Genomic DNA, 21,155 nt, shown 5'->3' with positions numbered 1-21,155 from the left:
ATGCCTACACAAATAAAAAAAGCGCCTAAGAAAGTAGTGGCCCGCCCCATTAATCATACCGTGCGCGTTGGCGCAAAAATAGACCGCGTGGCCATCCGCATGTATTGCCTGGGAACAGGTGATTGCTTTGTAGTGAAGTTCTTCAGCGGTAAAACACGGCGGTATACCATGATGATAGACTGTGGCTGCTGCAAAGGCGGCCCGGCCGAATTCAAGCCTTTTATGCAGGACCTGGTGCAATACGTGAACAACTCCGTTGACCTGCTGGTGATCACCCATGAGCACAATGACCATGTGAACGGTTTCGCCAAACATCCCGAGATCTTCAAAGCCATGGAGATCAGGGAGGCCTGGTTTGCATGGACAGAAAACCCTGATGATCCTGATGGCACTGCACAGGAGCTGCTGAAGAAAAGGACCAATATGCGCATGGCATTACAGAACGCTATCCATGCCTATAAAGATCGTCATGAGAACATGCGCATTGATGCAGACGGAAAAGAAGGAAAGACAGCTTACGACCGCATCATGCTGGACAACAGCAGCGCTTTCTTAAATGGCCTCAACACCCTGGCCAGCATCAACCTGGCGGGTGAGGATGAAACAGAAGGCAAGCCGCTGCCCGGTATGCGCATCATCAAAGAGATCCTGGAAAAGAAGAAAGTGAAGATACGTTATCTCAGCCCCGGCGATATCGTGACCATCAACCAGGCTGCAGGTATTAAATTCTATGTGCTGGGGCCACCGCAGCGAAAAGATCTGATGTTCAAAGACGGTAAGGAAGGCCGTGATGTGTATGAAAAGAACATCGCGCTGAACCAATGCTCCCTTGCCATGAATGCTTTCCTTTCATTAAAGGAGGAAGTGCGCAATGATGTGCCCTTTGCTTCAGATTTTATTGTTGATGGGGATGATATGGAAAGCGTATACTACCATCCGAAGAACCAGTGGCGCAAGATCAATGACGACTGGCTTTCTGCCGCCGGCTCCTTAGCCCTTCGCCTTAACAGTCATATCAACAACACCAGCCTGGCCCTGGCCATTGAATCAGTGGCTACGGGTAAAGTGCTCTTGTTCCCGGGAGATGCTGAATACGGCAGCTGGGAAAGCTGGCACCAGATCAAGAAATGGGAGAAGAAAGGAAAGAACGGAAAGCACCTTACGGAAGACCTGCTGAACCGCACCATCTTTTACAAAGTGGGCCATCACCTTAGCTATAATGGCACCGCGCTGGAGAAAGGGATCCTGATGATGGAAAGCGATGAACTGGCAGCCATGGCAACGCTTGACCGTAAGAACATTGCAGAGAAGTGGAAGAGCACCATGCCCAACAAGCTCCTGCTGAAAGAACTGATCAAACGTTGCCAGGGAAGAGTATTTGTGATGAATGAGTTCCAGATCGCCAACCGTCCTTCCCTCCAGCTGGACCCGCTCTCACTGGGAGAAAAGATCTATGAGGAAGGGCGGACAAGAGATGGTAAGATCCTGCTCTATAAGCAATATGTTATTCCGACGCTTTAGTCATTAGTCATTAGTCATTAGTCATTAGTCGTTAGTCGTTAGTCGTTAGTCGTTAGTCGTTAGTTTGTAAGCGGTCATCCATCCGCGCCAATCACTAACGACTGACCACTAATGACTAACGACTAAATTCCCACTTATTGTTGGATGGATCGGCGTCCATGTAGATGCCGCCATCCAGCAGTAATGATTTGATCTTCTTCTTAGTGCTGATCTTCACAGTAGCCTGTTTTTGATTAGCCTGCCATACCTGTGGTGTCTGGTGCAGCGTTTCGCTGCTGTCATCCGTATAAGTGATCTGCACATCAAATGGCGCCGCCATTCCGCCGGGATTTTCAATCTGCAGCGTATAACCCTGTGCGCCGGGGGCGAGCTGTTTCACCGAGAGATCTATATAGTAATTGGAGAAGAACCAGTTGTTCCAGAACCAGTTCAGGTTCTTGCCTGCTGCGGTGTTGAATGAATGAAAGAAGTCCCAGGGAATTGGGTGCTTACCATTCCAGCGTTGCATATAGGCATGCAGGCATTTCTTAAACAGTGCATCGCCCAGCAGGTCTTTTACGGCCAGGTATCCCAGTGCTGGTTTGCCGTATTGATTATTGCCCAGGCCTCTGGTGCCCTGGGCATCTCCCGGGGTGATGATGGGAATGTCTTCATCGGGGCTGCCATCCGTGATCCAGCCATCTACCCTGAATTGTTTGAACAGTGCTTCCGCCTTTTCTGTGCCGAGATCTTCCCGGCCGATGAGCAGTTCGAAGGTAGTGGCCCAGCCTTCATCCATAAAGCCGTAGCGGGTTTCGTTAATGCCCATGTAAAAAGGCATGTAGGTATGGGCAATTTCGTGTTCTGCTACAAAGCGGGAAAAGGCGGTATCTGGCGTAGAGCCATCATTGGCCATCATCGGGTATTCCATATCTGCATAGCCCTGGAAGATGGTGGTTTTTTCGTAAGGGTAGGGGATGCCCGGCCAGTGGTGCGAGAGCCAATCCAGTGAGTGACGGCCAAAGTTCGCCATGCTGTGAAAGTCTCTGGCGGTATCGTTATAGAACGCCTGTACACCGGCGCGGCGTTGTGTCGCATTGTCTACGATCACACTGGAGGCGTCCCATACAAAATGATCGCTGAGGCCGAAGGCCATGTCTGGTATATTGCTGGCTTTAAACTGCCAGCTGTTCACGGCATTTTGCGTGGTTACATTTTTAGCGGCCAGGTCTTCTGCAGTAACGATACGGATCACCTGGTCCGTAGTAGCGGAAGCTTTTAAGCGCTCCGCAAATGTTGGTTGCAGCAGTTTCTCCGGCTGCTGCAGGGTACCGGTGCCTACTACGATATAGTTGGCGGGCACATTTACCGTAACGGTATAGTCATTGAAGTCGCTGTAAAACTCATGTACATCGGTAAAGGTCATCATATCCCAGCCGTTGTAGTCGTCATACACGGCCACACGCGGATAGAAGTAGGCGAGGAAGTAGGTGGTTGAGTCTATCATTCCTTCGCGGTTGCTTTGCAGGGAGATCTCATATTGCCATTCAAAGGAGAGCTTTACGGAGTCATGCGGCAACAGCGGCATGGGCAGTTCTACCGGCTGGTTGGTGAAATTGATCTTACGCCAGCGTTGGGCTTGTCCGTTCACCTTGAAGGAAGTGACCTGTACGCCATCTGTCAGGTAATCCTGCAGCACGGGCACCAGGCGGGGCGCGCCCGGTTTATGAATGTTCAGGAACAGTTTGATCACCAGGTTCCCCAGGGTATCGGGGCTGTTGTTCAAGTAGGTGATCTCCTCGGTACCTTTGATGGTTCTGTCGGGCGGCGCGGCGGTGACCGTAATATCGTAACGGCCGCGATTCTGCCAGTAATTTTTTCCGGGGTTCCCATCAAGTGAACGGGTACCCTTCTTAAAGGCCTGCGACACGTCGCGGGGCATGTATAAGGATTGGGCGGCAGCATTGAGAACGCCGGCCATCAGGATGGCCAGTAAAAGGGCATAGCGGAACATAATGGTAGTCTTTATTATATGTATTGGTCTGTGATTTGCCTGTTTTGTTACGCTTGTACTATTTTACCTGTCTTCTCCTTGCTTTCTCCTTGCTTTCTCCTTGCTCTCTCCATGCTTTATCCTTGCTCCGGCCGATTTTGTTAAAATAGTATCATTTTGCTATTATTATTGAAGATAGAAATATTTTATTTTAGCTTGGGATAATAAAACAGGCTTGGAAACTTCACCGCCAATATTGAGCCCTTTACCGGTTAATGCACTGTTTTCGCCTTTTTACCTATTGAGCTGGCGCACTGAAAGCGTATGTTTACGAAGTTACGAGCACATAAAATCTTTTTTACATGAATGACCTGCAAACTGCCCCGGTATTACGGGTGGAAGGACTGCACGTTTACTATGGAAATTTCCATGCCGTGCGGGACGTTTCCTTCGAGGTAAAGCCCGGGGAGATCTTCGGCTTCCTGGGGCCCAACGGCGCCGGGAAAACCAGCACTTTAAGCGCCGTTGAAGGCTTACTGAAACCTAAATCCGGCACCATTACCGTAGCCGGTTATGATGTACGGCAACAGCCCCTCTATGCCCGCGCCAACATGGGAATCCAGTTACAGGCCACCAGCTTCCAGCCGGAGCTGACCATTACCGAGATTATCCGTTTATACGCCGGGATCTATGGCGTGGAGATGAGCAACGACAGGATCGCAGCCCTGCTGCAGGATATTAACCTGCAGGAGTCAGGTGCCAAACGCTTTGGCCAGCTTTCCGGCGGACAACAACAGCGTGTTTCGCTGCTGATCTCTACCATCCACGATCCCAGGCTGGTGCTGCTGGATGAGCCTACTACCGGCCTTGATCCGCAATCACGCCGCCAGCTGTGGGAACGTATAGAAGCCATCCGGGAAAAAGGGCATGGCGTATTGCTCACCACCCATTCCATGGAAGAAGCCGAAGCGGTATGTGATCGTATCGCCATCATCGATCATGGCAGTGTAGTAGCCATCGACACACCCGGCGAGCTGATAGAACGTCACCGCCACGACCCTGAAGTGATCAGCGTTTCACGTAAAGGCAGGATCACTTTGGAGGATGTATTCATTGGCCTCACCGGCCGCGAAGTCCGTTCATAATCTAAACCACCACAACAGATCATCATGCAAAGAGATATTCCCCGCACTTCTTCCGCGTTAAGCGCTTTATTACGGGCAGATTTTACGACGCAATGGCGTAACCGCCGTTCTGTAGTGCTGGTACTGCTGGTGCCCGTTATCATCCTCATCTCCTGGAAAGGATTGGTGGATAAGATGGGCGGCGCCTTCGTCATTTCTATCTGCATTACCATCGGCTTAACTGCTATCGGGCTGATGGGCTATACCAATGCCGTTGCAAGAGACCGGGATAAGGGCATCTTTCAACGCCTGCGCGTAGGGCCTATTCCTTCCTGGACCATCATGGCCAGCCGTTTAACGGTACAGTTATTTATGATCGTGCTGCTGACCATCCTTGTTTTCGTGGTAGGCTTTTATGTAGATAAGATCTCGCTTTCGCCCACAGGTTATTTATTCGGCTTTGTGATGGCGCTGGCTGGCGGCACGGTATACCTGGGTTTGGGACAGATGCTCGTCGGCCTGATCAAACATCCTGAAACAGTGAGCGCGATCACCCGCCTGGTATATTTCCTCTTCATCATGGTGGGCATGCTTGGAGAGCTGGGTGCACTGGGAAAAGAGGTACAGCAGGCGGTAATATGGTCGCCTTTTGGTACCGTGAAGAAGATCGTCTCTGATAGCCTGCAGCCTGCGCACTGGACGGGCGACAGCGGGATGGCTTTAATGGCGACGGTAGGCTATGCAATAGTGTTCTCTGTACTGGGCATTAAATGGTTTAAGTGGAATACCAAATAATATTGCTCACTCGCCTTGAAAAGTCAACATTCACTCCTATCTTTGCGGCAACTTGAAACAGGTTGCCGCAATATTATTACTCCTGGGCGTGCTGATGCAAACTTTCAGCAAAGCCTTGATCGTAGCTGAATACCAGCTGAACAGGGAATATATTGCCAAAAACCTTTGCGTGAACAAGAGCCGTCCTAAGATGCATTGTAATGGCCGCTGTCACATGATGAAAAAGATGAAGCAGGAAGAAAAGCAGGACCAGGACAACCCTGAACGCCGCGCCGAGAACAAGTTTGAGATCATCTGCGCCGCTTTTCATACTGAAGCCATCGTACCCCTTCGCTCTTTTTCCGTCGTTCAATATCCTGTTTTCCAGGAAAACACCTGCACAGATTATACCCCTTCCTTCTTCCATCCGCCGCAGGCGTAATCGAATCCACTCACTGTTTTAATTGCTATTGAACTATTGATGATGAGCTATGCTAGCTTCGGCTCAACATCAGTATATGCGTTAACTATTGAACTTTCCTGTTGCCTCTATACCATCGGTATTGAGGTGAAGCACCTTTTATTTGCCATATATGAAGCTACATATTGTACTGTCAGTGATCTGTTCGGTCCTGCTGCTTGGCGCGCATGCCCAGCATAAGGATAAAGCGCAGACACGTGATACCATCACTGAATTGCAGCAGGTGATCGTCAGCGCCAGCCGTTCTGCACAAAAACGCAGCGAGGCGCCTATCGCCATCAGCACGATCACTACACAAACACTACAGGATGCAAAACCCAACCGTTTAGACCAGGTATTAAATAAAGTAAGCGGCGTGTTCATGGTAAGTCTTGCCAATGAGCAGCATGAGATGAGCATCCGCCAGCCGATGACTACCAAGAGCCTTTTCCTTTACCTGGAAGACGGTATTCCCATCCGCACCACCGGTTTGTATAACCATAATGCCCTGCTGGAAATGAATATGGCTGCCGCCCGGCAGATAGAGATCATCCGCGGGCCTGCATCGTCCTTATATGGCGCAGAGGCCATTGGCGGCGCCGTTAACATCATCACGCTGGCGCCACCCCCTGGCAGCAGCGGTATGATCAGCCTGCAGGCCAATAATAATGGCTATAAGCGCGCAGACTTCCAGGCTGGAACCACCAGCGGTAAATGGGGCTTTATTGTAAGCGGCTATTATGCTAACCGCCACGATGGTCCTATAGATTACAGCGATTTTCATAAAACCGCGCTGACGTTCCGTGCAGACTATAAAGCCGGCGAGCGTACCACCTGGAGCAACAGCATCAGCTATATTGACTACTACAGCGATATGACCGGATCGCTGGACAGCGCACAGTTTGCAAAGAAAGATTATACTACGCCGTATTCTTTCACCTATCGTAAAACCAATGCACTGCGGATCCGCTCACAACTCATTCAGCAATGGAATGACCGGAGTCAGTCGCAATTGTCTGTGCTCTTCCGCGACAATTCCGTAAAGCAGAATCCTTCTTACTATATCACCAACAACAGGAGCAATCCGCTGCTGGCCAATGGTCAGTTGAATAACAGTTCTTTTAACAGCTATCTCCTGGTGGCCCAGCATCAGCAACAGTTCAACTGGCTGAATAGTAAAGTGATCGGCGGCATCAGCGCAGATATTAGCCCAAGTACTTATAACGCCCGCTATATCCGCATCAGCCGCGATGCAAAGGGTAATTATGTAAGCTATACACCTACTGACTCTACGTTGAGTGATTATGCCACGGCGATCAGTAACCTGGCATCTTATGTGCATTATGAAATGAGCCCTTTAAAAGGCCTGAAAGTAGTAGCTGCGCTGCGCTATGATTTTTACCATTTCGATTTCAATAATCACCTCAGCGCTTCCGCGAGTACAGGAGCGCCATCCACTAACACTGATTTCAACCGGGTAACTCCTAAAGCCGGGTTTACTTACAATTACAAGGGCATTGGCGTATACGCCAATTACAGCCAGGGTTATGTGCCGCCGCAGGTATCAGAGCTGTTTAACAGCGTAAAAGTGCCGTATCTGCAACCGCAAACTTTCTTCAACTATGAAGCAGGCGGATGGTTTTCATTGCTGCAGCAAAAAATATATGCAGATTGGAGTGTGTACCTCATGAATGGCAGTAATGAAATAATTTCCGTACGGCAGGATGATGGTACTTCCATGAACCAGAATGCAGGCAAGACCAGGCACCGAGGTGTTGAATATGGGATCACTTACCGGCCCGACCAGCAATGGATGATCCGTGTAAGCGGCACGAATGCCAAACATACATTCACTGAGTATGTGGAGAAAGGCGCCGATGTAAGCAAGAATGAAATGAGCGGCGCTCCCCGTTTTATTGCCAATGCAGAAGTAATGTACAAGCCCGTTTTCCTCAGAGGTTTCCGCATAGGGCTGGAATGGCAGCACCTGGGGAAATACTGGCTGGATAACGCCAATACACAGCGGTATAAGGGCTTTGATGTGCTGAACGTTCGCAGCGGCTATCACTGGGGCCGCTTTGAAGTGTGGGTGAATGCCCTGAACGTGCTGAATAAGTATTACGCCACCTTTGCCAGCCGTTCTGCCTACGGGTACAGTTATAACCTCGGTGATCCGAGAGAATGGAATGTAGGCCTTGCCTGCCGTTTTGGACATTAAGAAAGGAACCATGCGAAAGAAAATATACAAGGTGCATCGCACCTTATCGGTCATCATTGCTATACCGGTACTGCTATGGGCATTGAGCGGCTTTATGCACCCGCTGATGACGAATATCCGTCCGCAAGTGGCTACGCAGTCATTATCACCCATGGTGATCGACAGCACGCATATCAAAACAGACCTGGCCACTGCTTTGCAAAAGAACCGTATTGACAGCATCAATAGCTTCCGCCTGGTGCATATAGATACCACCTGGTTTTACCAGGTGCAGCTGCCGCAAAAGCCGGAGCCTGTTTACCTGAGCGCTGTAAACGGAAAAGAGCTCACCGCCGGTAACTGGCTGTATGCCCAATACCTGGCCAGGCAGTTCCTGGAAGGGCCGCTGTCACCCGACAGTAATGCGGCGCCTACTGCTGCAGCTGATCCCGGTACATTGCACGATTGCTGTGATGCGGCCACCAGCTGTGTGCTCAATGGCAGTAAAGGCAGCAAGGTAACAGATGCTTCCATGCTTACTGCATTTGATAAGGAATACAAAAGTATCAACCGCCTGTTGCCAGTCTATAAAGTAGGCTTTGAAAGGCCCGATGGTATCCGCATCTATGTAGAAACCACCCAGGACCGCTTTGCCTTTGCGATGGATAACAAACGTGCAGCGTTCGATACGGTATTCCGGCTGCTCCATACCTGGGACTGGCTGGATGTTTTTGGAAAAGGGAAGCAGGCTATTTTATTCCTGCTGGCAGCAACGGCTTTTGTAACCAGTGTGATGGGCATCTACCTGTTCTTTGCCACCAAAAGCAAGAAGGTAAACGGCAATGGGCTGGTAAAGACGCGGCGCTGGCATCGTTACACGGCTATTCTTGCAGCCCTGTTCACATTAATGTGGACCTTTAGCGGCGCTTATCATGCCCTGTCAAAGTTCCAGGATGATACCAGGGACCGCTACTTTGTAAGCAATCGCTTTGCGGCTGCCGCATTGCATTTGCCGCTTGACAGCCTGATGCAGATCGTAAAAGCGCCAGTCACCAATATCAGTATTGTGAAGATGGACACAGCCATTTACTGGCAGGTATATACGAAGGAAGGAATCCAATATGTAAGCACGCAGGATCATACGCTATTACCCGAAGGTGATGCAAAGTACGCTGTATTCCTGGCAGGGTGCTTTAGCGCCAACCCTGAACTATCTGTTCGCGCTGTTGCGCCTGTAACAAAGTTCACGGACGAATACAATTTTACAGACAAGCGTTTGCCTGTCTGGAGAGTGGCTTATGACGGCAGGCAGCATGAACGATATTATGTAGAAACAAAAACAGGCAGACTGTCTGTACGCGTAGATGATGCCGACCTAAGGGAGGGCTATTCATTTGCCTTGTTCCATAAGCATCATTTTATGGACTGGGGAGGCAAAGGGCTGCGCGATTTCAGCACCATGCTATGGGCCCTGGTGCAGGTGTTGATGGTAACTGTAGGCCTGGTACTTTATTTCAGGTGGCGTAGCCGCTGATCAGGCAGGCCCGGTGTAATGTAATTGTATCAGCTTTGCAATGGAAGAGCGGGAACTGGCAGGATCCTTTTCTGCGGTTTCCACTCTTTCCACTTGTTCACCCAGCATATCATCATTTACAGCATGCCTGATCCATTGGGAATAGTCATGCTGTTGCAGGTGATACATCCAGGTTTCGTCATCTATGCCTTGCGCAAGCTCAATAAAGGTGTGCAGGTTATTGGCACGGAGTTTTAGTTTGTTTTCAGGCCCGGTAAAGATAAAGCTGTCGGGCCCCATATCGCCGGTGGAGTATTTTCTTTTATGCCGCTGCAATACCTGTTGCGGCACCTGTGTTCTTACCAGGAAGGGCGCCTCGCCTGAGGGCCGGTGCCATACCAATGCTTCTCCTTTCTGCAGTGGCGTATCCGGCACTTCCGGTATATCCTCTCCCGTTATATTGGCAAAGCTTTGAAGGGTCTTATGTGGTTCGTCGCCCACCGCAATAATAGTGGTAGCGCGTTCTATCAATGGTTTGTGCACCAGCTCCGGCTTGGTGGTAATGGCCATGAAATTACGAATAGCTGTTAAAGTACTGAAAGAGCTCGGATCTGCCACTTCGGGCGCCAGGTGATGCGCTTCATCCAGTAACAGCCAGTGCGGATGGCTTTTATGTTGTTGCAGCTCCTGGATGGCCACCAATAATTGCTGCAGGAATATGGGCTTTTCTTCCATGGAAAGGGCCAGTGTGCATGCGATAACGCTCTGGCGGGGCTGTTGTAGTAATTGCATGATAGCGTCTATAGCCGGCGGCTGGTTCACATCGCCGATGACAACGGGGCCCTGTAGTTCCAGGTAATCTCCCTCCGGGTCTACCATGCAGAACTGGTAACCACGTTGTAGCAATATTTCCATAAATGCAGCGGTCAATGTGGTCTTTCCGCCACCACTGCTGCCGGCTATGATAATGCTGCTGCCGTAGGGGCTCAGTTCAAAAGGCGAGTTGTCATAGCGTTCTCCCAGCGGCAGGTAATGCCTTTGCAGCAGCGGGTCAAAGGATTGCAGGTCGTTTTCACGCATGCGGTCTGCCAGTTGCATCACACCGGCGCCATGATCGGCCGGGGTGATCCAGTCGCTGATATTTTGCAATGCCGGTATGGCATTGGCTACACTCACTGCGCATTCAGCCGCCTGCAGCATGGCGGTATCATTTTCTGCATCGCCAACGCCTACCACATTATGCAGCGAATAACCCATATGATCCAGCGCTGTTTCCAGTCCCTTTGCTTTATTGATGCCAGGAGGCAGGATCATTACGGCTCCTTTGTTAAAGATGATCTGCCGTTCCAGGCCAAATTCTTTGATCACTTCCAGCACGGTGCCCTGGTGCGGTTCCCAGGTGGCGACTATCACCCGCCCGGCGGAAAGCGGTTGCACGCCCCTTGCCTGTAGTGTTTGAACGAAGGCGGGTGGAGGCGGATCTCCCAGCTTGGTTTCTTCCAGGGTAGCAGGGTTATAGAGCAGCGCCCCGTTCTCTGCTACGATCAGGTCAAATATGGTATGGTCGGGGAAGATGGCCTTCAGCTCGTCCAGCTCACGCCCGGTTACCAGCAGGATGGCGCGGCCGCTGGCTTTCAAGGCTTTTAATGATTCCACTACTTCGGCGGGTACACCGCCGTGGTGAGCAATAGTGCCATCGTAGTCGGTGGCCAGTACGCGATATCTCATGTGGAGGGTAGTACAGGAATTATACCATAGAAAATAGAACGTTGACAATAGAAAAGTTGTTAAAAGTTTTGACAATAAAAAAATTGTGAATAGATTTGGCTATAAATCCATTGTTAAATGAAGAACATTATCGGTTCACCCGCAAGAGGAAAAGACTTTTACCAGCGCAAAAGGGAAGTCGAAAAGATCATCAGCAGTTTATCCAACGGAAACAATCTCCAGATCACCGCGCCCCGAAGAGTAGGAAAAACCTCCATTCTATGGTATTTACTGGATAATGATTTTCCCAACCGGCATTATATCTATGTAGACACGGAAAGCATTTCAGACGAGCAGTCGTTTTATAAGCGGCTGTTGGGAGCCGTATTAAAAAATGAAAGTGTTTCCACGTCCTCTAAATTGTTAGGCGGCTTCGCAAACGGCGTAAACCGCTTTTTCAGAAGAATAAACAGTGTAACGGTACTGGGGGCAAGCGTTGAGTTTAACCAGCCTACAGCCGCACGGGATTATTACGACGAGTTTTTTGATTTTTTAATGGGCTATACGCAGGTAGAAGATATTGAATTGGTTCTTTTAATCGATGAGTTTCCGCAGGTTATCGAGAACATGAGCAAGAAGGGAGAGGAGGGCGCTATTGCCTTTCTGCAAAGAAAAAGAGCCCTGCGCTTAGACCCTGAGATCAACCAAAAGGTAAAGTTCATTTACACCGGTTCTATAGGCTTAAATCATACGGTTTCCCGCCTGGGTGCTACTGCTACTATCAATGATCTTAATTCAATAGAGATAGGTTCGCTTACAGATGAAGAAGCGCTTGATCTTTTTGAGAAGTTGCTAACGCCCTACAAACGGATAGTAAAAGAAGCGGGCAAAGAAAAGCTCCTGGAGATGATACAATATCATATTCCATTTCACATTCAATTGCTGGTACAGGAGGTGGTACGTTTAATCCCGGAAGGTGGTGAAATAACAGCGGCTGCCATGGAGCAGGGTATGGATAATATGATCGTACTAAGAAACCAGAATCATTTTGATCATTATTTTTCAAGGTTGAAAGAGCAGTTTAAAGAACAGGTGTTTAAATATGTAGACGAGTTGCTGAAAGAAATTGCAAAAAAGGATGTGATGACCAGGGTAGGTGTATTTGATATGGCTGTTAAATATAGTTTGCAAGACAGTTACAGAAGTATCATTGAATCATTGATGTATGATGGCTATATCCATTATATCGGTAGTTTAGAACAATACCAGTTTGCGTCTCCGGTGGTAAAACGTTGGTGGATCAAATTTATCTGTTAATTATGGCGATATTATTATATAATCCAGACAGAAAGAATAAACAGGAATTCCTGGATGAGTTTGTGGTGCGCCACTGGCAGTTTGACGAAGTGTTTAATGATGTCAGCACAGATGATATGAAGTATCCCGGGCAGCATTACATGCTGCTGGGACAAAGAGGTTCTGGTAAAACAACACTGCTGTGGCGTTTGAAGTATGCCATTGAAGATAATGAATACCTCAATAAGTGGGTTATACCGATCATGTTCAGTGAAGAGCAGTACTTTATCAGCCAGGTGGTAAATATCTGGGAGTATATCGCTGAATATTTGGAGGATACACACAATTTTTCAGGTCTATCGGCCGAGATGCAGCGTTATGCGGATAAAGAGGATTTTGAGGAGATCGCATTAGATATACTGATCAAATATTTAGACCGGTATAAGAAGAAAGTAGTACTGCTTATTGATAATGTGGGGGATCTGCTGGATAAGTTAGACCGCTTGGAAATATTCAGGCTGAGGGAAATATTACAAACCAGGCCTCATCTGCGCCTTATTGCAGCTTCGTCTGCTGTACTGGATGGCATACTCGATTACCAGCAGCCGTTCTTCGAATTTTTTAAGATGGTTCCATTAATGGGGCTCAGTTATGACGAGAGTACTGCGCTGTTGAAGAAACTGGCAGAGATGCGCGGGGAAACAGAGAAGATAGAGAAGATCATTAAGGAAACTCCCTCCCGCATAGAAACCTTAAGAACTTTATCCGGCGGGTTGCCCCGTACGATGGCATTATTGTTCCAGGTGTTTGTGGATGATGAACATGGGAGTGCGGTAAATGATCTTGAAAAGATCCTGGATGCTGTTACTCCTTTGTATAAGCACAGGATGGATGACCTGCCTGCCCAGCAGCAGAAGATTGTAGATGCCGTGGCCCGCAACTGGGAGGCGATAAGCGTGAAAGAGCTGACACAAAAGCTCAGGCTGGAAAGTAAGGTGATCTCTGCCCAGCTAAGACAGCTGGAGAGAATTGATATTATCGAGAAACGAACAACAAAGACCAAAAACCATCTTTATCTACTGCGTGAAAGGTTTTTTAATATATGGTACCTGATGCGGTATGGGCGTAAGGAAGACCGTCAGCGAGTGATATGGCTGGTGAAGTTCCTGGAGTTATGGTGTGATAAGAAGGAGATTGAAAGGCGTATTGTAGGTTATGTTGAAAAGGTGAAGGAAGGGAAATTAGACACTAAGTCGATTGAGTTTTACGGGCAGGTGTATTCGTTTTTCGAAGATGTAACATCAGCAAACATGGTAAAGGAAAGTGCTGAAGCATATGGGGAAGCATATTTTAATGACGTTAAGTTTGATGAGCTGTTTGACTTGCATCTGAAAAAGAAGGATTGGAGCAACTTCTTTAAGGTAGCGTTCAATACGCCAGTATTAAATGCCGCTCAGCGGAAAGCAGTTTATGAGATTATAGACGATCCGTCAGCGGTTGCGTCTTTAATCCGCTCGTTTATCGACTACTTATCTACTCACAGGGACGAGCTTGCAGAAAATATGCAGACAGAAGCCTATAATTTAATCACATTGGCCCACTGTCGGCTTGGAGTGTTATTGGCGATGGAGGATAACAACATTCAAGACACCAATAGCAGTGCGAAGTTTTTTGCTCAATGCTTCAATAGATTGGCCCCGGCAGTTATAGACGAAAATACAGTAACGTTGTTCTCCACGTTTATAAACAGTTTATTGCTATATGGGTATCCACAACTTGCCTTGTCCGTAATTGACAAGGTTGCTAAAGTACATGGAAAACCATTTTCTGAAAAGATCAGCTTTTGCTATCATACCGCATTGTTAATGGCTTCCGGTAACGAGGACAATGAAGAGGTTTTAAAGAAACTCGGATCAGAATTCAGAGAACCAATAACCAGATTAGTTAATTACTTAAACTCGATTAAACCAAAAAAATAAATATATTTACATAACACGCTTATGAGCCCGGATAATGATGTTGTAACAAATAATCGCCGTGTAATCTTCCCAATACCTGGTCAGCAGAGGATGAAACTACAATAAACAGAATGATGAGCTGACGGCTGGTCGAAATCAAATATAGCACCGTTAATTCGTGTCGGGTGGGTATACCTACCGGATATACGTACAAGATAATTTTTCACACATAAAAATCTGACGACAATGGAGAACAAGAAAAAAGTACTGCTTACCGGCTCACTGCTGGCCGGCGCCTTATTAGCCACTGCTAACCTCAATGCAAATGCAGCAGACCTTTTCCGTTTTAAAGATCTGGGTACCGGCGAATCTGTAAGGGCCCGCTTAATGGACGGCAACTCCGATGCCCGCAGCCTGGAGCTGAACTGCGGCGCCAAGAAAGATTCTGCCGGCGTTAAAAAAGGTAAAGACGGCAAATGTGGCGAAGGGAAATGCGGAGAAGGCAAATGCGGAGATAAAAAGAAAAACAAAGCAAAGAAGGATAGCGCGAATGCTAAACCTAAAGCTTAAAACAGTTCTTAGTTGTCAGTCGTCAGTCGTCAGTTATTGACGTGGATTTATCCGCGTTATGTACTGTCAACTGGCAACTGATAACTGTCAACTTAAAACTTAACTATCATGGTAGGAATAGGCTTCCGAAAAGACTTCGCAGCCACCTTGCTGCAAAGCCCGTCCTTTCATCCGGCATTCATTGAAGTAGCGCCGGAGAACTGGATAGGAGTGGGGGGATACTGGAAAAAGTTATTCCGCCAGGCGCTGGAGAAATATCCTTTATTCACCCATGGGCTCTCGCTTTCCGTGGGCAGTCCTGATGAACTGGACCTTGACTTTCTCCGGAAAGTAAAAGATTTCCTGCAGGAAACAAATGCACAGATCTACTCTGAGCACCTCAGCTACTCCAAATGTGATAATGCCCACCTGTACGACCTGCTGCCCATCCCTTTTACCCAGGACGCAGTGAAGCACGTAAGCAGCCGTATCAGGCAGGTGCAGGATTTCCTGGAAAGACGGATCGCCATTGAAATAGTCAGTTACTACACGCCTGTTGCGCCCGAGATGACTGAAATAGCGTTTATCAATGCCGTCCTGCAGGAGGCGGATTGCGACCTCCTGCTGGATGTAAACAACGTATATGTGAACGGGTTTAACCACCAGTATAACGCAAAGGCATTTATTGACCAGCTGCCAATGGATAGAGTCCGTTACATTCATATGGCCGGTCATGAAAAAGTAGCTGAAGACCTTATCATTGACACACACGGTGAAGCGATCATCGACCCGGTATACGACCTTTTTGCTTACACCATGCAGCGCCTGGGCAGGGATGTGCCCGTGCTGCTGGAAAGGGACTTCAATATTCCCGAACTAGAAGAGCTGCAGGTGGAAATAGACCGCCTGCAGGCCATCAAAACCGTGAACCTGAAAAAACAGCAGTATGCAACAGCCTGAAGTCACTTCCCGCCAACATCAGTCGGCACTGGCAGTATACTGCCGTACAGGGCGGTATACGGAGATCCCCGGGGTGCATAACGGGCATGTTACGCATTACAGGCGGCTGGTGTACAATGTGGTGGATGATATGCTGCAATCCGCCTACCCGCTTACCCATCATCTGTTAACGGCTAAACAGTGGAAGGGCATGGTGCAGGACTTCTTCTCCAATCATCCCTGCCAGTCGCCCCAGGTCTGGTACATGCCGCGGGAACTCTACGAATACCTCTTACAGGTGCAGCATCCCTTGCTGGAAAAATATCCTTTCCTTTCTGAACTGCTGTGGTTTGAATGGCTGGAAGTGGAGCTGTTCATGATGGAAGACAGGCCCGCGGCTTACACAAGCTCCGGCGATATCAACACCGCCGCTTTTGTGCTGAACCCTGAACACCAGCTGCAGCATTTCCATTACCCGGTACATTTAAAGCCGGCTAAGCAGATCAGGGCTGAAGACAAGGGGGATTATTTCCTGGCGCTGTTCCGCAAGCCAGACAATGGCGAAGTGGCCTTCATGCACCTGTCGCCCGTGCTGGTAACCCTACTCGAATTATTACAGGAAGGCCCGCAAAGTATAGGCCCCCTGGTAGAACAGGCCTGCGCTGCCTGGCGGCTGCCGTTGAATGAAGAGATCAGGGATGCCGCCCGCGCATTCTTTGCCCAGGCGCTGGAGAACCGGCTGATTCTTGGCTACGACATCAAATCGCAGAAGCTATGATACAATCGTTAAGCAGGTGGGGCGCTTCCATGGAAAAAGGATGGTCGCTTCCCTTACTGATCATGAGGCTGGTGCTGGCCTATGGATTCTATCACGCGGCCAAAATGAAGTGGACAGACATCAACGCTATTATAGCCTGGTTCCAGCAGGCGAAATTTCCCGTGCCGCCTGTGAGCGCCTACCTGGTAGCCAGCTTTGAGGCCCTGGGCACACTGTTGCTGATCCTGGGCCTGTTTACCCGTCTTATTACAATCCCGCTGATGGTTATTATGCTGGTGGCAATTTTTGCAGTGCACTGGCCTAACGGGTTCGAAGCCGGTAATAACGGTTTCGAAATACCCTTGTATTACCTGATCATGTTGTTTACCTTGTTTATCATGGGGCCCGGCATTATCAGCGTTGATCACTCCATGCTTGGTAAAAAAAGCAGAAAGTAATAGTAGCTTTGCCATATAAACGGAAGTATTTATATGGCATTACGTATCAACCCTTTCTCCAAGATCAACAACGACACCGGTTTTGGCGCCAGTTCCAGTGGCTCTGTGGGGCGTTTTGTTAACCGCGACGGATCATTCAACCTGCGCAAGGAAGGTTGGCCGGTATGGCAGCGCCTGAGCCTTTACCATACCATGTTAAACCTTCCGGGGTGGAAATTCTTCCTGGCCATTATTATCTTCTTCTTTGGTATCAATCTCGTTTATACCAGTGTTTATTTATTGTTAGGAGTACACCAATTTGTAGGCGTGATAGGCACTACAGAGTGGCAGATCTTTAAAGAGATCTTTTACTTCAGCACAGAAACATTCACCACCGTAGGGTATGGCCGTGTGAACCCGGTAGGGGACGGGGCCAACCTCGTAGCTTCACTGGAAGCACTGAACGGTTTCCTGTACCTGGCCGTTTTTACAGGTCTGATCTACGGCCGCTTTTCCAAGCCAAAAGCATACCTGGCCTTCAGCGATTACGCTACCATTGCCCCTTACCAGGATAAGACGGGACTAATGTTCCGCTTCGCTTCTTACAAACAAAATCACACGCTGACAGATGTAGAGGTAAAACTGACCTGCGCCCTGCTGGTACAGGAAGATGGCAAAACAGCGTACAAATTCTTCGATCTGCCGCTGGAGCGCAGTAAAGTCCAGAACCTGCCCATGAACTGGACCGTGGTGCATCCCATCAATGAGGACAGCCCCTTGCTCGGACTGAACGAATCAGATATGAAGGATGCCGACGTTGAGCTGTACGTGCTGGTCAAAGGGTTTGACGACGTATTTTCCAACGTAGTGCTCAAACGCACCTCCTATACCTATCATGAAATCAGGTTCAACCGCAAGTTTGTACCGATGTACCGGGAAACCGGCACCACCACCATCCTGGAGCTGGATAAGCTGAATGAGTCGGCGGAGGTGTGATAAGAAGTCGTCAGTCGTCAGTTGTTAGTTGTCAGTGATCGAAGCGAATAGCCGCTCTAATCACTTACGGCTAACAACTAACGACTAACGACTAACGACTTACAACTTACAACTTACGACTAACGACTAACGACTTACCTCCAGACAGATCAGCCTTCCATCTGCTGCAGATGCGATCACCGTATGTTCGTTTACCGGTTGAATGGTGTTGATCAGGCAATTGGAGAACTTGTGCCGCCATTGCAGGGCGCCGTCTGCTGCAGATAAGGCGTATATCGCGCCCGATTGAGTAGGCACATATACGGTTTGCTGATATTCCACGATAGGAGAGGGACAAATCTCGTAGCCCAGCGCTACCGGCGATTTCCAAAGCAGTTCCTGTTCAGCTGACCTTGCATTGAATGCCAGCACATATCCCTGCATGGTTTTGGCGTATACCCGTCCGCTATCCAGCGAAAGTCCCATGGATTCCCGTACCCGGTTGGCAGTATCACGGTGCCTCCAAAGCACCTGTCCGTTAGCGGCATCCAGGGCCGTCATATATTGATCCGGCGCTACGATGTATATTTTATTACCGCTGGCTACGGGCCAGCAGGCAGCAGGAGAGAACATGCGGTTGGAAGCGCCGTTGTTCCAGGTCCAGATGCGTTTGCCGCTGGCGGCATCCAGCGCATAGAAATCATTGCCCCAGGACCCGAAATACACCTTGTCTTTATATACAAGCGGCCTGGTTTCTACGAAATTGCGTACGCTGTCAAAATCCCACTGCTGTTTACCAGTGGCGATGTCCCATGCCCGGCAATGTCCATCTGAACCTGCTATGATCGCTATATCCCGGTACAGTGCCGCAGAACTTACGATGGCTTTGCCGGTAGCCTGTTGCCATAGTACATGGCCGTTACGGGCATCCAGGCAATATACGTTAGCATCCGTGCAGGGCACGATCACCCGGTTGCCGGACAGTAACGGCGTAGCATATATTTTCCCTTTGGCGGTAAATTGCCATAGTAGCTTGCCTGATCTCAGGTCTACTGCTTTTATATCGCCGTTGGTATTGGTATAGATCACCCGCTTACCGCTGATAGCTACGCCGCTGCCAATATCTCCCTGTTCCTGCTTGGTCCATTTGATGCGCACCTGCGGGAACGACAGGTTATCAGTATAGCTTGGGCGGGGTGGGTTGGCCACCCACCGGGGCGCTTCTTTTGTATGCAGCGCTACCGCATGCCAGGCGGGTAAGGTTTCCTCCCCGGGGCGACGTTCATTGAACACCAGTGAATCATGCACTAATGACACAATATTATATCCGCCTATCGGCTTTTTTGCGCGCAGGTTGGACCGGCACATAATACCGGGTATGCCTTCAAAGTTAAGTTGGTGGTTATTATGTCCATGTCCGCAGAGAATGGCCTTCAGATTGCGGCCCTTGAAGCGGTCCAGCACCTCGTACCAGTTATTAAGGCCATCATCCTGCGGATAATGATTCACGTAAATAATGGGAAGGTCTTTGTCCGGCTGCTGTTGCAGCTGCTGCTCCAGCCATACAATGTTCTCCCGGGGAACCTGTCCGGGGCCCATGCGCATATTAGGGCCGCAGTTGGTGCCCAGGAACCAGTATCCTTTATATTGAAAGCTGAAGGTTTCTCCGCCAAAAACGGTGCGGAAGGTATTACAGCCGCTTTCAGACCATTTGGTGTCGTGGTTGCCCGGTATAACATGCCAGGGCTTTTGCAGGCGATCCAGCACCTGTTTGGCCAGGTGTAGCTCTTCGTCTGAGCCAAATTCTGTAATGTCCCCTGAGATCATCACAAACGCGATGTCTTGTTGCGCATTAATATCCTGAACGGTCCTTTCCAGGTCTTCCTGCGCCGTTGAGCTGCCAATGTGCGTGTCCGAGATCATGGCAAAGCGAAAGAGGGTGTCCTGGGCAAATACAGGCATCACCAGCCCTGTGAGCCAGTACAGTAATATAAGGTGTTTCATGGCTGCCAAGATAAATAATAAAAAAGCCAAACTCCAAATCCCAAATTTCAAACCATTCGCGGAGATCATTTGGGATTTGGAATTTGGGATTTGGAGTTTTACCATTTGGATTTTAGGATTTTTCCTTTTACTTTGGAATTGAGAAACCGTAATTGTAGCATTGACAGGGAGAACGTTATGGAAACATTTTATAAATGACCACGTGTGAGATGATCCCTTTATGCGTTATACTGTATCAATATTGGAAACTGCTTTAATCAGGTGCTATCTATGTATAACCTGCAAGGTATAAAGGAATTGTATGACCGGGTGTGCCGCCAAGATGATATGACTGCCTATCAGCAGTTGTTCCTGGCCCTGGAAAACCCTTTGATCACTTTTATCAAAGCCCTGGTAGGAGTGGAGGAGGTAGCAGAAGAATTATACTCCGATCTTTTCTTAAAGATATGGGCGCGGCGGCATTCCCTGCCGGATACTGCCCATCCGAGGAACTATATATATACTATGGCCCGCAACCTGGCCCTGGACTTCCTGAAAAAAGAACGTCATTTACACAGCATTGAATTCAATGAGATCGATCCCCTGCAGGTGCAGGACCTGGCGCCCACCCCGGAAGAGCAGGTGATCTCCAAGGAGATGGTCCGCAAGATAGAAGGGGCCATCAATGTGCTGCCAGCCCGCTGCCGCCTGATCTTTAAAATGGTCAAGGAAGACGGCTTCAAGTACCGGGAGGTAGCCGAGCTGCTGGGCATTTCCGTGAATACCGTGGAAGTACAGATGGCCATCGCCCTCAAGAAAGTGGCGGCGTCAGTTAAGTACAGGACACTTGCATAAGCATGTTTGAGATTTGAAGTTTGAGGTTTGAGGTTTGAGGTTCGTTAGATGTTTGGGGTTCAGGACCAGTGTGCCTACCTGGGATACTTGTCCTAAACATTTAACCTTCAACGAACTTCAAACCTCAAACCTCAAACT

General features: G+C 48.9%; 17 protein-coding genes. 14 read left to right on the top strand and 3 right to left on the bottom strand.

Annotation, left to right across the window (positions count from 1 at the left end):
* Positions 1-1,521 carry an MBL fold metallo-hydrolase gene (locus ACR9Y8_RS02645; protein WP_481211676.1) on the top strand — a complete coding sequence of 507 codons (1,521 nt, stop codon included), beginning with the start codon at positions 1-3 and terminating at the stop codon, positions 1,519-1,521.
* 115 nt (positions 1,522-1,636) lie between these two features.
* Here ACR9Y8_RS02645 and ACR9Y8_RS02640 read toward each other — a convergent pair whose 3' ends face one another.
* The gene (locus ACR9Y8_RS02640; RefSeq protein WP_481211675.1) at positions 1,637-3,514 is read right to left on the bottom strand and encodes a M1 family metallopeptidase; all 1,878 of its coding nucleotides are present in this window, start codon (positions 3,512-3,514) and stop codon (positions 1,637-1,639) included.
* A 341-nt stretch (positions 3,515-3,855) separates the two neighbouring features.
* Here ACR9Y8_RS02640 and ACR9Y8_RS02635 point away from each other — a divergent pair, with 341 nt between their 5' ends.
* The 5 genes from ACR9Y8_RS02635 to ACR9Y8_RS02615 all read left to right on the top strand — a co-directional run bounded on the left by ACR9Y8_RS02635 (position 3,856) and on the right by ACR9Y8_RS02615 (position 9,582).
* Positions 3,856-4,638 (top strand): ABC transporter ATP-binding protein, encoded by a 783-nt coding sequence (locus ACR9Y8_RS02635; protein ID WP_481211674.1) that lies wholly within the window; start codon positions 3,856-3,858, stop codon positions 4,636-4,638.
* 24 nt (positions 4,639-4,662) lie between these two features.
* Complete coding sequence (locus ACR9Y8_RS02630) at positions 4,663-5,412, top strand: ABC transporter permease (protein WP_481211673.1); 750 nt, start codon at positions 4,663-4,665, stop codon at positions 5,410-5,412.
* 52 nt (positions 5,413-5,464) lie between these two features.
* Positions 5,465-5,833: a hypothetical protein gene (locus ACR9Y8_RS02625; protein ID WP_481211672.1), complete on the top strand. Its 369-nt coding sequence runs from the start codon at positions 5,465-5,467 to the stop codon at positions 5,831-5,833.
* A 151-nt stretch (positions 5,834-5,984) separates the two neighbouring features.
* Entirely contained in the window at positions 5,985-8,069 is a 2,085-nt protein-coding gene (locus ACR9Y8_RS02620; protein ID WP_481211671.1) for a TonB-dependent receptor, read from the top strand.
* 10 nt (positions 8,070-8,079) lie between these two features.
* A complete protein-coding gene (locus ACR9Y8_RS02615; protein WP_481211670.1) occupies positions 8,080-9,582 on the top strand; it encodes a PepSY domain-containing protein in 1,503 nt (500 codons plus the stop codon).
* Here ACR9Y8_RS02615 and ACR9Y8_RS02610 read toward each other — a convergent pair whose 3' ends face one another.
* Complete coding sequence (locus ACR9Y8_RS02610; protein ID WP_481211669.1) at positions 9,583-11,289, bottom strand: HAD hydrolase family protein; 1,707 nt, start codon at positions 11,287-11,289, stop codon at positions 9,583-9,585.
* Between the two features lie 117 nt (positions 11,290-11,406).
* On the opposite strand from ACR9Y8_RS02610, the gene ACR9Y8_RS02605 reads away from it, so the two are divergent.
* From ACR9Y8_RS02605 to ACR9Y8_RS02575, 7 genes are all read left to right on the top strand, one after another.
* Entirely contained in the window at positions 11,407-12,585 is a 1,179-nt protein-coding gene (locus ACR9Y8_RS02605; RefSeq protein ID WP_481211668.1) for an ATP-binding protein, read from the top strand.
* 2 nt (positions 12,586-12,587) lie between these two features.
* Entirely contained in the window at positions 12,588-14,543 is a 1,956-nt protein-coding gene (locus ACR9Y8_RS02600) for an ATP-binding protein (protein ID WP_481211667.1), read from the top strand.
* 225 nt (positions 14,544-14,768) lie between these two features.
* Positions 14,769-15,092 carry an HvfA family oxazolone/thioamide-modified RiPP metallophore gene (locus ACR9Y8_RS02595; protein WP_481211666.1) on the top strand — a complete coding sequence of 108 codons (324 nt, stop codon included), beginning with the start codon at positions 14,769-14,771 and terminating at the stop codon, positions 15,090-15,092.
* Between the two features lie 108 nt (positions 15,093-15,200).
* Positions 15,201-16,031: an HvfB family MNIO-type RiPP peptide maturase gene (locus tag ACR9Y8_RS02590; protein WP_481211665.1), complete on the top strand. Its 831-nt coding sequence runs from the start codon at positions 15,201-15,203 to the stop codon at positions 16,029-16,031.
* Positions 16,018-16,788, top strand: coding sequence for an HvfC/BufC N-terminal domain-containing protein (locus ACR9Y8_RS02585; RefSeq protein ID WP_481211664.1), 771 nt, complete (start codon positions 16,018-16,020; stop codon positions 16,786-16,788). The genes ACR9Y8_RS02590 and ACR9Y8_RS02585 overlap by 14 nt, the downstream gene beginning before the upstream one ends.
* Positions 16,785-17,225, top strand: a complete 441-nt coding sequence (locus ACR9Y8_RS02580) for an HvfX family Cu-binding RiPP maturation protein (protein WP_481211663.1) — start codon at positions 16,785-16,787, stop codon at positions 17,223-17,225. Before ACR9Y8_RS02585 ends, ACR9Y8_RS02580 begins: the two co-directional genes overlap by 4 nt.
* 33 nt (positions 17,226-17,258) lie before the next feature.
* Positions 17,259-18,200 carry an ion channel gene (locus ACR9Y8_RS02575; RefSeq protein WP_481211662.1) on the top strand — a complete coding sequence of 314 codons (942 nt, stop codon included), beginning with the start codon at positions 17,259-17,261 and terminating at the stop codon, positions 18,198-18,200.
* 126 nt (positions 18,201-18,326) lie between these two features.
* Here the strand turns inward: ACR9Y8_RS02575 and ACR9Y8_RS02570 are convergent, their stop codons facing one another.
* Entirely contained in the window at positions 18,327-20,183 is a 1,857-nt protein-coding gene (locus tag ACR9Y8_RS02570; protein ID WP_481211661.1) for an outer membrane protein assembly factor BamB family protein, read from the bottom strand.
* A gap of 270 nt (positions 20,184-20,453) precedes the next feature.
* On the opposite strand from ACR9Y8_RS02570, the gene ACR9Y8_RS02565 reads away from it, so the two are divergent.
* Positions 20,454-21,017 carry an RNA polymerase sigma-70 factor gene (locus ACR9Y8_RS02565; protein ID WP_481211660.1) on the top strand — a complete coding sequence of 188 codons (564 nt, stop codon included), beginning with the start codon at positions 20,454-20,456 and terminating at the stop codon, positions 21,015-21,017.
* The last annotated feature ends 138 nt before the right edge of the window (positions 21,018-21,155 follow it).

This window comes from Chitinophaga sp. SVR4-12A (assembly GCF_056754765.1).
Note: the sequence above shows the minus strand (reverse complement) of the source record. Positions and strands in the feature narration are given on the sequence as shown.